Origin of the sequence: Rhodanobacter caeni (assembly GCF_039523575.1) — a bacterium.
In the GTDB taxonomy this organism is placed as follows: Bacteria; Pseudomonadota; Gammaproteobacteria; order Xanthomonadales; family Rhodanobacteraceae; genus Rhodanobacter; species Rhodanobacter caeni.
On sequence record NZ_BAAAFO010000003.1, the window covers coordinates 363,539 to 378,297 of the forward strand.

Here is a 14,759-nt window from a genome sequence, read left to right on the forward strand (position 1 = left end):
CCATGCTGCGACTGACCGACCTCAAGCTGCCACTCGACCACGGCGAGGCCGCGCTGGAGGCTGCCATCCTCAAGCGCTTGCATATCGGGGCGGCCGACCTCACCGGATACACGATCGCCCGGCGCGGCTACGACGCGCGCAAGCGCGGCGCGATCATGCTGATCTACGCGCTGGATATCGACACGCCGCGCGAGGCCGAGCTGCTGCAGCGCTTCGCCGACGACACGCATGTGCGGCCCACGCCCGACACCGGCTATCGCTTCGTGGCCAAGGCGCCGCCGCGCATCGAACACCGCCCGCTGGTGGTCGGCTTCGGCCCCTGCGGCCTGTTCGCGGGATTGATCCTGGCGCAGATGGGTTTTCGCCCGATCATCCTGGATCGCGGCAAGGAAGTGCGCGAGCGCACGAAAGACACCTGGGACCTGTGGCGCAAGCGCAACCTGCATCCGGAATCCAACGTGCAGTTTGGCGAGGGCGGCGCGGGCACGTTTTCCGACGGCAAGCTGCACAGCCAGATCCGCGACCCGCTGCATCACGGGCGCAAGGTACTCACCGAATTCGTCAAGGCCGGCGCGCCGGAGGAAATCCTCTACGTCAGCAAGCCGCACATCGGCACCTTCCGGCTGGTGTCGATGGTGGAGAACATGCGCGCCACAATCGAATCGTTGGGCGGCGAAGTCCGCTTCAGCCAGCGCGTGGATGACCTCTTGCTGGAGGCGGGCGCGGACGGACGGCAGCAGATCCGCGGCGTCACCCTGGCCAGCGGCGAGCAGATCCGCGCCGATCACGTGGTGCTGGCGCTGGGCCACAGCGCACGCGACACCTTCGAGATGCTGCATGCGCGCGGCGTGTATCTCGAAGCCAAGCCGTTCTCGATCGGCTTCCGCATCGAGCATCCGCAGTCGGTGATCGATCGCGCCCGCTTCGGACCGCAGGCCGGCCATCCGATCCTGGGCGCGGCCGATTACCACCTGGTGCATCACGGCAAAAAGCGTTCGGTCTACAGCTTCTGCATGTGCCCAGGCGGCACCGTGGTGGCCGCCACCAGCGAGCCCGGCCGCGTGGTCACCAACGGCATGAGCCAGTACTCGCGCAACGAGCGCAATGCGAATGCCGCCGTGGTGGTGGGCATCGATCCGCCCGATTTCGCGCCCTACGGTGACGGCCCGCTGGCCGGCATCGCCCTGCAGCGCACGCTGGAGAGCCACGCCTATGTGCTCGGCGGCGAAAACTACAGCGCGCCGGCGCAGTTGGTGGGCGATTTCCTGGCCGGCCGCGCCTCGCGCGACTTCGGCGACGTGCAGCCGTCGTACCAGCCGGGCGTGAACCTGGGCAGCCTCGACAGCGCCCTGCCCGACTACGCCATCGCCGCGATCCGCGAAGCGCTGCCCGCGTTCGAACGGCAGATCCGTGGCTACGCGATGCGCGACGCCATCCTCACCGGCGTGGAAACACGCACCTCCTCGCCCGTGCGCATCACCCGCGACGACAGCCTGCAAAGCCGCAACACGCGCGGCCTGTACCCCGCCGGCGAGGGCGCCGGCTACGCCGGCGGCATCCTTTCCGCCGCCGTGGACGGCATCAAGGTGGCCGAGGCGGTGGCGCGAAACATCACGAAAAACTGACCCTTCCAAGCATTGTCAACGATCGACGACATAGCTATAGTGTCTCCGATCGCTGACATTCCATGATGTCGTCGTGCGACGACTTGAGGCCACCATGTTCATCCGGACCCCGCAGGACATCGGCGCGCTGCTGCGTGAGAGCCGCAAGCAGGCCGGCCTGGGCCAAGCCGAACTGGCCCGTCGCATCGGCGTCAGCCGGCAATGGGTGGTGGAGGTCGAGCGCGGCAAACCGCGGGCGGAAATAGGCCTGGTGCTGCGTGCACTCAACACGCTCGACAATCCGCTGCAAACCGGCATGGCGCCACCTTCCTACGGCCACGTCGCCGATACGCCGGCCATCGACATCGATGCCATCATCGACGCCGCGCGGAAGCCGCCGCAGTGACGGTCGACGCCCTGGTCGCCGTGATGGACGGCGCGGCCATCGGTACCGTCGTCCGCGAACGCAGCGGCCGGTTGCGTTTTGACTATGCGGACGCATGGCGCCGGCATCCGGATGCCGTGCCGCTGTCGTTGTCCATGCCACTGGTCCGCGCGACGCATCCGCATGCCGTCGTCGACGCCTTCCTGTGGGGCCTGTTGCCCGACAACGAGCAGATCCTGGCGCGCTGGTCCCGCCAGTTTCACGTCTCCGCCCGCAACGCCTTCGGCCTGTTGGCGCACATCGGCGAGGATTGCGCCGGCGCGGTGCAATTCGTGCCCGTCGAGCGCCTGCCGGCGCTGCAGGAGCAGGTTGCCGACGATATCGAATGGCTGGACGAAGCGGAGATCGGCGAGCGCCTGCGCGCCTTGCGGCAAGACCCTTCGGCCACCCGCCGCGCCACCGACCATGGCCAGTTCAGTCTCTCTGGCGCGCAACCGAAGACGGCGCTGCTGCGGCGCGATGGCCGCTGGGGCGTGCCCGCCGGGCGCACGCCCACCACGCACATCCTGAAGCCACCGACCGCCGCGTTCGATGGTCACGCCGAGAACGAACATTTCTGCCTTGCCCTGGCCCGTCGGCTTGGCCTGCCGGTGGCGCAGTCCGAGGTGCACCGGTTCGACGGCGAACCCGCCATCGTGGTGACCCGTTTCGACCGCATCGAGCAAGGGGGTCGGCTGTTGCGCGTGCATCAGGAAGACCTGTGCCAGGCATTGGCCGTTCCGCCGACACGCAAATACCAGAGCGACGGCGGCCCCGGCCCGCTGGCCATCATTGACGTGTTGCGCATCCATTCCAGTGCCCCGTCCCGCGACGTGGACACTTTCATCGACGCGCTTGCCTTCAACTGGCTGATCGCCGGCACCGATGCCCACGCCAAGAACTACGCGCTGCTGTTCGGTCGTGGCGGCCGCATTCGCCTGGCGCCGTTGTACGACCTCGGCAGCGCACTGCCCTACCCGGCGTTGCGCCAGGACAAACTGGCCATGGCGATGAAAGTCGGCAACACCTATCGCTTGCGCGACATCCGCCAGCGCCACTGGGAATCGCTGTTGCGCGATGCGCGTATCGACATCGACGCCGGGCTGACACGCATCACCGGGATGGCCGAAGCACTTCCGGACCTCGCCAGCGACCTTGCCCGCACCATGCGCGGTGGCGGTTTGGAACATCCGATCCTGCAGTCCCTGCCGGATTCGCTCATCGATAGTGCTCGCGAGAAAAGTCGGCGACTGGCGCAGCCCGCCGGCCACGAGGATTGACGTTCACCGCCTGCTACGGCACGCCTTGAAGCGCCCCGCCCCACCCCCAATTTCGTGTCTGTTCACCCCATCGGCAGACAACCATGACCACTCCCGCCTCCGTCCGCATCGACTTCGTCTCCGACGTTTCCTGTCCGTGGTGTGCGATCGGGCTGGCCTCGCTGCAGCAGGCGCTGGCGAAACTCGAGGGCGAGGTGGCCGCCGAAATCCACTTCCAGCCGTTCGAGCTCAATCCGCAGATGGCCGCCGAGGGCGAGGATGCCACCGGGCATCTGGTGCGCAAGTACGGCAGTTCCGCCGAGCAGATCGACGCCAACCGCGCGATGATCCGCGAGCGCGGCGCGGCGCTGGGCTTCACCTTCAACATGGACCGGCGCAGCCGCGTCTACAACACCTTCGATGCGCACCGGCTGCTGCATTGGGCCGAGCTGGAGGGGCGGCACATGGCGTTGAAGCAGATCCTGCTGCGCGCGTATTTCACCGACGGCGAGGACGTCAGCGCGCACGACACGCTGCTGCGGCTGGCGGTCGAGGCGGGGCTGGATGCGCAGCGTGCGCGGCAGATTCTCGCCAGCGACGAGTTTGCCGACGAGGTGCGCGCGCAGGAGCAGTTCTTCCAGTCGCGCGGCATCCACTCGGTGCCGGCCACGATCGTCAACGGCCAGCATTTGATTTCCGGCGGTCAGCCACCGGAGGCGTTCGAGCAGGCGTTGCGGCAGATCGTTGCGGCAGCCTGAGCCCTGCGCGCGGACGCACCGCGCTGCGGGGTCGCGCTGCGGCGTTTCAGGGATGCTCGATGCCCATGTCGTGATGCGATTGGCGCTTCACTTCCTCGGCACCTTTTTCCTTCTTGTCGTCACGACGATCCTGCAGTTTCTCGTCGAGCTTGGCGACATCGCCGTCGTTGCGGTCGCCGGTGCCGTGCTTGCGGTCAGCGGGTGGACGGGTCATGGCGTTTCTCCGGGGGTTTTCGCCCAGGGTAGGCCGTCGCCGTTGACGGATTCGTGATGCCGCGCCGGCGTCAGGCGCTTTCGGACGCCAGCCAGTGCGTGATCGGCGAGGGATAACCCATCAGGTAGCCCTGCCCCAGCTCGCAACCCATCGCCTGCAACGCGCCGTATTGCACGTCGGTTTCGATGCCTTCGGCGATCACCTCGATGCCCAGCGCGCGCGACAGCGCCAAGATCGCCGCGACCACCGTGGTGCTGTTGGTGTTGGCGCCCTTGTCCAGCTCGTGCACGAAAGCGCGGTCGATCTTGAGCATGCGCAACGGCAGCGAATGCAGGTAGCTGAGCGAGGAATAGCCGGTGCCGAAATCGTCCAGCGCCGCGCCGATACCGGCAGCGCGCAGCCGCTCCAGCGTGTCACGCACGCGTTCGGGGTTGTCCAGCAGCGCACCCTCGGTGACCTCGGTGATCAGGCGTGCGGGCGGCAGGCCGGTGCGTTGCAGCAGGGCGATCAGCCGCTCGTCGAAATCGGCATGGCGCAGGTGCAGCGCCGACACGTTGATCGTCATGAACGTGCCGGCCGCGCCGTGGCGCATCAGGTGCGTGCAGCTGAGTTCGAACATGCGCCAGTCGATCGCTTCGATCAGCCCGCTGTCCTCGGCGATCTTGAGGAAGTCGGCCGGACGCAGCACGCCGCGTTGCGGATGGTTCCAGCGGATCAGCGCCTCGTAACCGACCACCTTGCCGCCATCGAGCTGGCAGATGGGCTGGAAATAGGGCTCGAACTGATCCTGCGCCAGCGCCTGGCGCAGTTCGCCCTCCATCGCCAGCACGTCGACCACGTTCTTGGCCAGCGTCTCGTCGAACAGCGCATAGCGCTTGCGGCCCAGCGCCTTGGCCCGGTACAGCGCAATGTCGGCGTCACGCAGCATCTCGTCGGCGGCGCCATACTGCCCATCGCCGATGGCGATGCCCACGCTGGCGGTGGTCTGCAGCTCCTTGCCGGCCGCCATCATCGGGACGCTCAGGGCGTCGAGCACGCGCTGCGCCACCATCGTGGCGTCGGCGGGCTTTTCCACCTCCTCCACCAGGATGGCGAACTCGTCGCCCGACAACCGGGCCACCAGGTCGGGGTAGCGCACGCAGTTGGCCAGCCGGTTGGATACCTCTTTCAGAACCTCGTCGCCGGCCAGGTGACCGAGGCTGTCGTTGATGATCTTGAAGCGGTCGACGTCGAGATAGAGCAAGGCGCAACGGCGGGAGGGCTCGCGCCGGATGGCGGCCAGCACGCGATCCATGCGGTCGCGCAGGTAGCCGCGGTTGGGCAGGCCGGTGAGCAGGTCGTGCATGACCTGGTGCTTGAGCTGGTCCTGTACGCGCTCGCGCTCGATGATCTCCTTGCGCAGCGCCAGCGTGCGCTCCTCGACGCGCTGCTCCAGCTCTTCGTAGGCGCGCCGCAGCGATTCGGCCGACCTTCGCCGCATCAGGCTGCTGGCGATCTGGGTGGCGACGAAGCTGAGCAGCTCCTGGTCTGCCTGGTCGTAGACGACGTCGCGCGAATAACTCTGCACGGTGACCACGCCGATCGCCTCGTCGCCCACGATCAGCGGCACGCCCAGCCAGCAGGTGGCCCTGGCGCCGGACTGCACCGGCGATGCCTCGCCACTGCGCACCAGCTTGCGGATGTCGGCCTTGTCGGCCAGCAGCGCCTTGCGGTGGCGCAATACGTATTCGCTGAGGCCGCGGCCGAGCGGTCGCTCCTCCTGCCGCGGCTGGGTCGCGTCCACCGCGTAGGGAAACATCAGCCGCTTGCCGTCGTCGGAAACCAGCGCGATGTAGAAATTCTTGGCGTTGAGCAGATCGTCGACCACCGCGTGCACGCGGCGATAGAACTCGTCCTGGCCGATGTCGGCGGTGGCCAGCTGCGCAATCTGGAACAACGCCGCCTGAAGGTGCTCGGCGCGCTGGCGTTCGATGATCTCCAGCTGCAGGCCGCGGTTCGCCTCGGCCAGCTCCAGCGTGCGCTGTTGCACGCGTTGCTCCAGGTCGGCCTTGGACTGCTTGCGTTCCAGCGCGGTGAGGATGTGGCTGCCGACGAATTCCAGCAGGGCCAGATCCTCGTTGGTGAACCCCACGCCCTGCTGATAGTTGTGCACCACCAGCGCGCCGCCGAGTTGGCCATCGCGCAGCATCGGCACGCCCAGCCAGTCGTAGCTTTCCGGGCCCTGCAGGTTCATCGGGCCGGAGACCTGGCTGCGCAGCTCGCGCGCATTGCCCATGCGCGCCTTGCCGTCGCGGATCACGTACCAGGTGAGCGTGTGCTCGATGGCGCTGAGCGGCAGATCCCGCCCGTTGCCGGGGACGACCGGCTCCTCCACGTCCACGAAGTACAGGAAGCGGATCGTGTCGTTGGCCGGGTGGTACATCACGATGCAGAAGTTTTCCGCGTACATCAGCGTGCTGACGATGCTGTGGATGTCGCTCAGCATGTCGGGCATGTCGCGGTCGGAGCCGGCCAGGTCGGAAATGGCGAACAGCGCGCGCTGCAGCGTTTCCGAACGCGCCAGCTGGCGGTGGGAATCCTGCAGCTCGAACCACTCCAGCGCCCGGCGCAGATGTTGGCCGGCCAGTTGCAACGGCGCCGCCAGATCGTCGAGCAGCGCGATGCCATCGTGGCCTGGCGCGATCGTCAGCACCAGCAGCACCGGCTCGGGCCGCTGGCAGATGCGCAGCGCCACGCGATTGTCCTGCGGGTGCGCGCGCGCCGAACTGGCGCGCGCGGCGTCCTGCAACCAGGGCCAGTCGGACGAATCGACCCAGCATGGCGGTGCGCTGTAATGATTGGCCGGATCGCTCAGGCCCCACACCACGAACGCCTGCTCGCACCCGGGCTGCGCCTGCGCCAGCGAGGCAATCGTCACGCCGACTTCGTCGGGCGTGTGGGCGGCGGCCAGACGCGCCAGCCATATCAGCTGCAATGAGCCTTCTGACGGCGTCGACCGCACAGCACCCGCCTGCATCATTCTGTGGTTCCCCGACCGCGGTCCGCCAATACCCGTTGGCTACCGACGCGCTAGTGTCGCGCACCGCTCCTTGTGCGCCGCGTCAGCGTGCCCGCAAGCGGGCGCCGGCGCAATACCGATATAAACTGTGCCGCTCGCACCGCGCGCACGGCCGGTGCCCGCGGCATCGTCCGCGCCTGCCCGCATCGGCGGCGGCGATGCCCTTACTGCGTCACAGGTTCCCCCGAGCATGCTTGCCGACACCACCAAAGATGCCATCCGCGCCGCCTATGCGCGGCTGAAGGACGGCCTGCCCGGCTTCCGCGCGCGCGCCTCCCAAGGCCGGATGATCGCCGAGGTGGCCAAGGCGTTCGGCCAGGCCGGCGGCGTGGCGGTGATCGAGGCGCCCACCGGCACCGGCAAGTCGATGGCCTACCTGATCGCCGGCGTGGAAGTGGCGCGCTTCCAGAAGAAAAAGCTGCTGATCGCCACCGCCACCGTGGCGCTGCAGGAGCAGCTGGTGCAGCGTGACATCCCGCTGTATCTCAAGCTCAACGGCATCGAGGCAAAGGTGGCGCTGGCCAAGGGCCGCGGCCGCTACCTGTGCCCGCGCAACCTGGCCTTGGCCGCCAACAGCATCAACGACAGCGCGCAGATGGGCCTGGCCGGTTTCGACGCCGACCTGGTGCTGTGGACCAAGCCGCCGCAGCCGCGCGACAAGCAGGCGCTGGCCAAGCTCGGCGCCGCGTTCGAGCGGCGCGAGTGGGACGGCGACATGGACAGCGCGCCGGAGCCGGTCAGCGACCTGCTGCGCCCCATGCTCACCACCAGCGCCGGCGGCTGCACCAACCGCAAGTGCGCGCACTTCATGAACTGCCCGTTCTTCACCGCCCGCCGCGCGGTGGAGGATGCGGAGATCATCGTCGCCAACCAGGACCTGGTGCTGGCCGACCTGACCATGCCCGGCGAGAGCGCCGGCAACGGCGACCCGTCCTGGGGCGGCGTGATCCTGCCGCGCCCGGACGAGACGCTGTACATCTTCGACGAAGGCCACCACGTGCCCGGCAAGGCGATCGACCGCGGCGCGGCCGAGGTCTACATCAACGCCACCGTGCGCCAGCTGAGCCGGCTCGGCCGCCAGGTGCACGCCGCCTATTCGCTCACCGACAAGGAAACCCTGGGCAAGCTCAGCCTGGACAAGGGCGACGAGAAGCTGCAGGAACTCAGCGACGCGCTGGAGGAACTGGAAAAGGAAATCCGCCTGGCCTGGCTGCCCGATCCATCGGAAACCGAGCCGATGTACCGCGGCTCGCTGGGCCAGTTGCCGGATGCGTGGGTGGCGCACGCGCAGGTGCTCAGCGCGAACACCAACGAGGTACAGCGCTGGCTGGCCGCCGTGCGCCGCGCGGTGGTGGAAATGACCGACGGCGGCCCCACCCAGGAGGCGCTGTCGCGCGAACTGGGCATGGCGCTGGAGCGCATCGACAGGCAGGCCCGCTGCTGGCGCGCATGGGCCGCGGATGACCCCGACAACGCCCCGCCGATGGCGCGCTGGGTCACCCTGGGCGGCGACCAGCAACTGGTCTGCCACGCCTCGGCCGTCTCCGCCGGCGGCCTGCTGCGCAGCGTGCTGTGGGGCAACGCCAGCGGCGTGGTGCTGACCTCGGCCACGCTGAGCGCGGGCGGCAATTTCCGCGGCTTTGCCGACGCGGTGGGTTTGCCCGGCGAGGCGGTGACGGTAAGCCTGCCCTCGCCGTTCGACCTCGCCGCGCAGGCACGGCTGGAAGTGCCGGCGATGCGCACGCTGCCCGACGCGCGCGAGGCGCACGCCGAGGAAATCAGCCAATGGCTGGCCGATAACCTCGACTGGGACGCGGGCAACCTGGTGCTGTTCACCTCGCGGGCGAAGCTCGATCGCGTGCTGCAGAAACTGCCGATCGCGATGGTGCGCAAGGTGCGCGCGCAGGGCTCGCTGGGCAAGTCGCAACTGGTCGCCGAACACTGTGCCGACATCGAGGCCGGCAAGGGCAGCACGCTGTTCGGACTGGCCTCGTTCGGCGAGGGCCTGGACCTGCCGGGCAAGCTGTGCGAGACGGTGGTGATCACCCAGCTGCCGTTCGCCGTGCCCACCGATCCGGTGGGTGCCACCTACGCCGAATGGCTGGAATCGCGCGGCCGCAACCCGTTCATCGAGGTCAGCATCCCCGAGGCCACGCGATTGCTCACCCAGTATTGCGGCCGCCTGATCCGCGCCGAAACCGACCACGGCCGCATCGTGCTGCTGGACCGGCGCGTAGTCACCAAGCGCTACGGCAGCGGCATCCTGAAGGCGCTGCCGCCGTTCAGGCGCGTGATCGAACGCGGCAACTGACCGCGCGGCCGCTCCCTCCCCTGCTCGCAGGGGAGGGTTGGGGTGGGGTCCGCTCTTGATCTTGCTTCCCGCGATCCCGCGCAACCCCCTCTCAGCCCCCCCTGCAAGCAGGGGGAGAAGCAAAAGGCGCCGCGCTCTACTCCCTCCCCTGCTCGCAGGGGAGGGTTGGGGTGGGGTCCGATCTTGATCTTGCTTCCCGCGATCCCGCGCACCCCCCTCTCAATCTCCCCCTGCAAGCAGGGGGAGAAGCAAAAAAGCACCACGCTCTACTCCATCCCCTGCTCGCAGGGGAGGGTTGGGGTGGGGTCCGCTCTTGATCTTGCTTCCCGCGATCCCGCGCAACCCCCTCTCAGTCTCCCCCTGCAAGCAGGGGGAGAAGCAAAAAAGCACCACGCTCTACTCCATCCCCTGCTCGCAGGGGAGAGTTGGGGAGGGGTCGCTCTTGCTCCTGTTCTCCCGCGCCCGGAGGTACCAGAAGTCATCTACGCCGCACGACGACCCTGCGCTAGAGTGGCTGCATCCTTCGATCCGCGAGGAACACGACATGGCCGGTTTCCTGCTCTGGTTGTTGCTGCTGGTGTTCTGCTGGCCGCTGGCCCTGCTGGCGCTGGTGCTGTATCCGATCGTGTGGCTGCTGTTGCTGCCGTTGCGGCTGGTGGGCATCACCGTGACGGCGGTGTTTGCCTTCCTCGGTGCGCTGCTGATGCTGCCGGCCCGCGTGCTGCGTGGGCGTCCGGTCTGAGGGCGAGCCGACCTTCCCAAACCCCGCAGGTCGATCGAACGACCTGCACGACGCCGCCAAACCGGGTACAAGTGCGGCATGAAATCCATCGACACCATGACGCCGTGCCCGTGCGGCAACGAGGCCGGCTACGCCGGTTGCTGCGGCCCGCTACATGAGGGCAAACCGGCCGGATCGGCCGAGCAGTTGATGCGCTCGCGCTACAGCGCCTACGTGTTGTTGCGCGAGGATTACCTGCTGGCCACCTGGCACGCCGACACACGGCCGGCGTCGCTGCGTTTGTCGGCCCAGCAGCCGGCACCGACCTGGCTGGGGCTGGATATCCGCCAGCACCACGTGATCGACGACGACCACGCCACGGTAGAGTTCGTGGCCCGCTACCGGCTCGGCGGCGGCCGTGCGCAGCGCCAGCATGAAACCAGCCGTTTCGTGCGCGAGAACGGTCGCTGGTTCTACCGCGACGGCGAAATCAAGGCCTGACCGTCCGCGCCGCCGCAGCCTTCTTCAGAATCCAGCCACGCCCAGCCCATGCAGGCGCATCGCCAGCGCACGCACGTCTGCATGCCGGAAAAACGCCACCAGGTGCCGCGCCCTTCCCGCACCAATGCCGGCGGCCTGCCATTGATCGTCGCTGCGCAATGCCAACGTGCGCCAATCGCCCGGCACGGCGGCACCGGTTGCGGGCGCGCCCAGCGCCTGCAGCCAGCGATGGAAGGGCCGCGTTCGTGCGGCGGCGAATGCGCGCGCCAGCGCATCGGCTCGCGCCGCGCCGACTCCGGGCGCGATCGCCAGCTGCGCGGCGGTGAGATCCATCCAGTCGAGCAGCCCATGCACCAGGCCGGCGTCGATCAAGGCTTGCCAAGTGTCGGCGCCCACGCCGTCAAGCTTCAATCCGGATTTGCCGCCCAGCCAGACCAGCCGCGCCCGGAACTGTTGCTCGCAACCCGGCGCCAGCCGCCAGCAACTGAGGAAATCGTGCCGCGCCGGATCGGGCGGCGTCACCGGCTGGCGTTGCTGCGCACGCCACGCCACCGACTGCAGGCGCGGGATGGTCAAGCCGGCCAGCGCTACCTCCACCTGATCGCCGGGACGGATGTCCAACTGCTGCCAGCGCCGCAGCGAACCCACGCTGACCCGCTGCACATGGTGATCGTCCAGTTGCACCGGCTCCAGTTCCAGCACCGGCGTGATGCGGCCGCTGCGACCGACGGTGAAGATCACCGCGCGCACTTCGGCCAGCGCCTGGGCGGCGGGATATTTCCACGCCACCGCCCAGTCCGGCGGCTCCGCCCGCCAGGTCGAGGCCTCCGGTCGCCGGCCCTGGCGCAGCACGGTGCCATCGGCGGCAAACGGCAGCGGATGCTCATACCACCGGCGACGCCAGCGTTCGACCTCGGCGAGCGTGCTTGCCGGCTGGGTGTAGGCCGCGCTGTCGGCCAGACCCATGGCGCGCAGGCCGGCCAGTCGCGACGGCATGTCGGACGGGCCGCTGGGCCAGTCCCACACGAACAGGCCGATGCGCGCCGCGGTGGCCGCATCCAGCGTATCGCGCGCCATCGCGCCGGCGACCGCCGAGCGCGCATTGAGGCCGCCGTCGCGCGATTGCACGTGATCCGGCAGGCGCCAGTAAAGCTCGCCCTGCAACACCACGCGCGGCGGCGCGTTGGGCAGGTGGTGCGGGATCGCGCCGATGTACCGCGCCTTGGCGGTCCAGTCCGATCCGTGCAGGCCGTCGCCACGGCTGGTGGCCTGGCGCAACTCGCCATCGCGGTACAACAGCGTTACCGCCACCCCATCGGCCTTGGGCTGTACCCAGAGATCGTCGCCGTGCGACTGCACCCACGCGGCCACCGCGGCGGCATCGGGCAACTTCGCCAGCCCGGTCTGCGCCACCGGTGCGGTGACCGCGCCACCGGCGTCCGCCAGATGCGCGAGCGGCGCCGGCGCCTGGGCGGGAAAACAGGCACGCCAGCGCTCGAACCGCTGCAGCGCCTGGTCGTAGACCGCGTCATCGACCGGCGACTGGCCGGTGACGCGGTAGGCATGGTTCCAGCCATCCAGCCGGTCGTGCAGGGCGCGCAGCTCCTGCCGGGCCTGCGCCTCCGTCCACGACGGACAGGTCGCCGCCGCCATCGTCGCCACCAGGAAAAACGGCAACCCCAGCCACCGCCATCGCTTGCGCATGTGCGTTCCGCATCGTGATCGTCACCCCAGCGTGACGGCCACGCGGGTTGCGCAGTAGCGGCGCATGTCCTGGCCCGTCGTAGTCGGTCGCCGCAACGCGGCGCAGCCGATCGCTAGCGCGCACCGCCGATGGGCAGCGATGTCTGGCCGTCCATACGGCCATTCGGTCCATAGCGGCGCTCGACGATCACGCCCGCGCCATGGCGGTCGATGGCCACCACCGTGCTGGCGCGCGTGCCGTACTGCTCGCCGCGGATGAAGGCGGCCGAAAGCAGCCGCTCGCGTTCCAGCCCCACGCCGGTCTGCGGCAGTTCGGCGTCGGGCGCGGGGCGTTCGTCCGCCAGCGCCGCAAACAGCGGCTCGAAGCCATCGTCGCCGCCGTCATCGATCCAACGCTGCACCCTTTCCATCAGATGGCGCGTCTTGGGCCACGGCGTATTGAAGTCGGCGTTGGACAAGCCATGCACGCCCGGCGTGATGGCCTGCGCCCGCGGTTGCGGCCGGTTGCCCAGGTAGAAGCCGTCACGGCCGTCGAAGGTGAGCAGGTTGAATGGCCGGAACGTGGCCGCCGATGCCAGCAATTGCGTGGCATGAGTGGCGGCATCGGCGGCACCGGCCAGGTAGTCGGTGGCCAGCATGCCGCGCGACACGCCCAGCTGCGGATCGCGCGGATCGCGCACGTTGGTGACCACGCAGCAGCGCCCCGCATCGGTGACGCCCAGCCAGGTGCCGCCGGCCTGCAGGTCGCGCCCGCCGACGATCGGCAGGTCATCCCAGCGTGCCAGCGCGGCGCTGGGGCGTGCGTGCATTTCGTCGCGATTGCCCGCCAGCAGCAGGCGCCAGCGTGGATGGGCGTCCCAGGCGAAAGCGATCAGGCACATGGCGTAGCAGTGAGGGTCAACATGCCGGCCATTGTGGGCGATGCGCCACGGCTGGGCCAGCCGTGGCCGCGATCAAGGCGATGGCGTGCGGGCATCCGTGGTGGAGAACGCGTACACGATGTGGTTGCGGTAGGTCTGGCCGGGCAGCAGGCGCGCCGAACCGAAGGCCGGCTGGTTCGGCGTGTCGGGAAACAGCTCCGGCTCCAGCGCGAACCCCGCGCTTTGCCGGTACAGCGAGCCGCTGGTGCCGATCGAGGTGCCGTTCAGATGATTGGCGGAATAGAACTGCAAGCCTGGCTGGTTGGAATGCAGGGTGAGCACGCGGCCGGAGACGGGATCTTCCGCCCGCGCCATCAGCCGCATCTTGTGGTCGGGGTGGCGGCTGATCACCCAGTTGTGATCGTAGCCATGCGCGATCAGCAACTGCGGCTCGCCACCGCGGCGGATGTCCTGGCCGATCGGCTTGCCCTGGCGGAAATCGAACGCGGTGCCGCCCACGTCGGCAAACTGGCCGGTGGGGATCGCGCCGGCATCCACCGGCAGGTAGGTATCGGCGGGGATCGTCAGGCGCTGGCCCAGCACGTCGCCCGACGCCTCGCCGGCCAGGTTCCAGTAGATGTGGTTGGTGATGTTGACGATCGTGGGCTTGTCGGTGGTGGCGCTGTAGTCGATGGTCAGGCGGTTGTCGACGCCCAGCGTGTAGACAGCCGTGGCGGTCAGCTTGCCCGGAAAACCCATGTCGCCGTCGAGGCTGACGTAGCGCAGGGTGACGCTGGCGCCGTTGGCGTCGTGGGTGGCATCGACCACCGTCCACAACACCTTGTCGAAACCGATCGGGCCGCTGTGCAGCGAATTGACGCCATCGGTGAGCGGCAACTGGTAGGTGTGGCCGTCCAGCGTGAAGCGCCCCTTGGCGATGCGGTTGGCATAACGCCCCACCGTGGCGCCGAAGCACTGCGGCTTGGCCAGGTATTCGGCCAGGTCGACCGAACCCAGCACGATATTGGCCGACTTGCCATCACGATCGGGCGCCGTGAGCGAGCGCACGGCAGCGCCCAGCGTGATCACCTGCGCCACCATGCCGTGGCCGTTGTCCAGCGTGACCTCGCCCACCTTGCGGCCGTCGGGCATCGTGCCGAAATCGCCACGACTGACGCTGGTGGCACCCGCGGCCAGCGGCACCGCCACCACGGCACAACCCAGCCACTGCCTGATTCGATTCGCTCGCTTCATGTGTCGGCCTCGATGATGGATGCAGCGCCGTGCACGCCGACCCGTGTGATAATATTGTATGACTAATCGACCTTCCCTTAGTCCGGCGCGG

The 14,759-nt window shown here is 68.5% G+C and carries 12 protein-coding genes; 7 read left to right on the forward strand and 5 right to left on the reverse strand.

The window, feature by feature from the left end; genetic code table 11:
- Positions 1-2: 2 nt before the first annotated feature.
- From ABD017_RS10225 to ABD017_RS10240, 4 genes are all read left to right on the forward strand, one after another.
- A complete protein-coding gene (locus ABD017_RS10225) occupies positions 3-1,625 on the forward strand; it encodes an NAD(P)/FAD-dependent oxidoreductase (protein ID WP_343882654.1) in 1,623 nt (540 codons plus the stop codon).
- A gap of 94 nt (positions 1,626-1,719) precedes the next feature.
- Complete coding sequence (locus tag ABD017_RS10230) at positions 1,720-2,010, forward strand: helix-turn-helix domain-containing protein (protein WP_343882655.1); 291 nt, start codon at positions 1,720-1,722, stop codon at positions 2,008-2,010.
- Entirely contained in the window at positions 2,007-3,308 is a 1,302-nt protein-coding gene (locus ABD017_RS10235; protein ID WP_343882656.1) for a type II toxin-antitoxin system HipA family toxin, read from the forward strand. The genes ABD017_RS10230 and ABD017_RS10235 overlap by 4 nt, the downstream gene beginning before the upstream one ends.
- Before the next feature lie 83 nt (positions 3,309-3,391).
- Positions 3,392-4,045: a DsbA family oxidoreductase gene (locus tag ABD017_RS10240; protein ID WP_343882657.1), complete on the forward strand. Its 654-nt coding sequence runs from the start codon at positions 3,392-3,394 to the stop codon at positions 4,043-4,045.
- Positions 4,046-4,091: 46 nt separating this feature from the next.
- On the opposite strand, the gene ABD017_RS10245 is transcribed toward ABD017_RS10240, so the two are convergent.
- Both ABD017_RS10245 and ABD017_RS10250 read right to left on the reverse strand, forming a co-directional pair.
- Positions 4,092-4,259: a hypothetical protein gene (locus ABD017_RS10245; protein WP_343882658.1), complete on the reverse strand. Its 168-nt coding sequence runs from the start codon at positions 4,257-4,259 to the stop codon at positions 4,092-4,094.
- A gap of 70 nt (positions 4,260-4,329) precedes the next feature.
- A complete protein-coding gene (locus tag ABD017_RS10250) occupies positions 4,330-7,233 on the reverse strand; it encodes a bifunctional diguanylate cyclase/phosphodiesterase (RefSeq protein ID WP_343882659.1) in 2,904 nt (967 codons plus the stop codon).
- A gap of 274 nt (positions 7,234-7,507) precedes the next feature.
- Between ABD017_RS10250 and dinG the strand changes: the two genes are divergently transcribed.
- From dinG to ABD017_RS10265, 3 genes are all read left to right on the forward strand, one after another.
- Complete coding sequence (gene dinG, locus ABD017_RS10255) at positions 7,508-9,628, forward strand: ATP-dependent DNA helicase DinG (RefSeq protein WP_343882660.1); 2,121 nt, start codon at positions 7,508-7,510, stop codon at positions 9,626-9,628.
- A gap of 544 nt (positions 9,629-10,172) precedes the next feature.
- Positions 10,173-10,370 carry a hypothetical protein gene (locus ABD017_RS10260; RefSeq protein WP_343882661.1) on the forward strand — a complete coding sequence of 66 codons (198 nt, stop codon included), beginning with the start codon at positions 10,173-10,175 and terminating at the stop codon, positions 10,368-10,370.
- A gap of 78 nt (positions 10,371-10,448) precedes the next feature.
- Positions 10,449-10,850, forward strand: coding sequence for a YchJ family protein (locus tag ABD017_RS10265; RefSeq protein ID WP_343882662.1), 402 nt, complete (start codon positions 10,449-10,451; stop codon positions 10,848-10,850).
- Positions 10,851-10,874: 24 nt separating this feature from the next.
- Here ABD017_RS10265 and ligB read toward each other — a convergent pair whose 3' ends face one another.
- The 3 genes from ligB to ABD017_RS10280 form a co-directional block, all read right to left on the reverse strand.
- Positions 10,875-12,554, reverse strand: a complete 1,680-nt coding sequence (gene ligB, locus ABD017_RS10270) for an NAD-dependent DNA ligase LigB (RefSeq protein WP_343882663.1) — start codon at positions 12,552-12,554, stop codon at positions 10,875-10,877.
- 113 nt (positions 12,555-12,667) lie between these two features.
- The gene (locus ABD017_RS10275; RefSeq protein WP_343882664.1) at positions 12,668-13,435 is read right to left on the reverse strand and encodes an NRDE family protein; all 768 of its coding nucleotides are present in this window, start codon (positions 13,433-13,435) and stop codon (positions 12,668-12,670) included.
- Between the two features lie 72 nt (positions 13,436-13,507).
- A complete protein-coding gene (locus tag ABD017_RS10280) occupies positions 13,508-14,668 on the reverse strand; it encodes an aldose epimerase family protein (RefSeq protein ID WP_343882665.1) in 1,161 nt (386 codons plus the stop codon).
- Positions 14,669-14,759 lie beyond the last annotated feature (91 nt).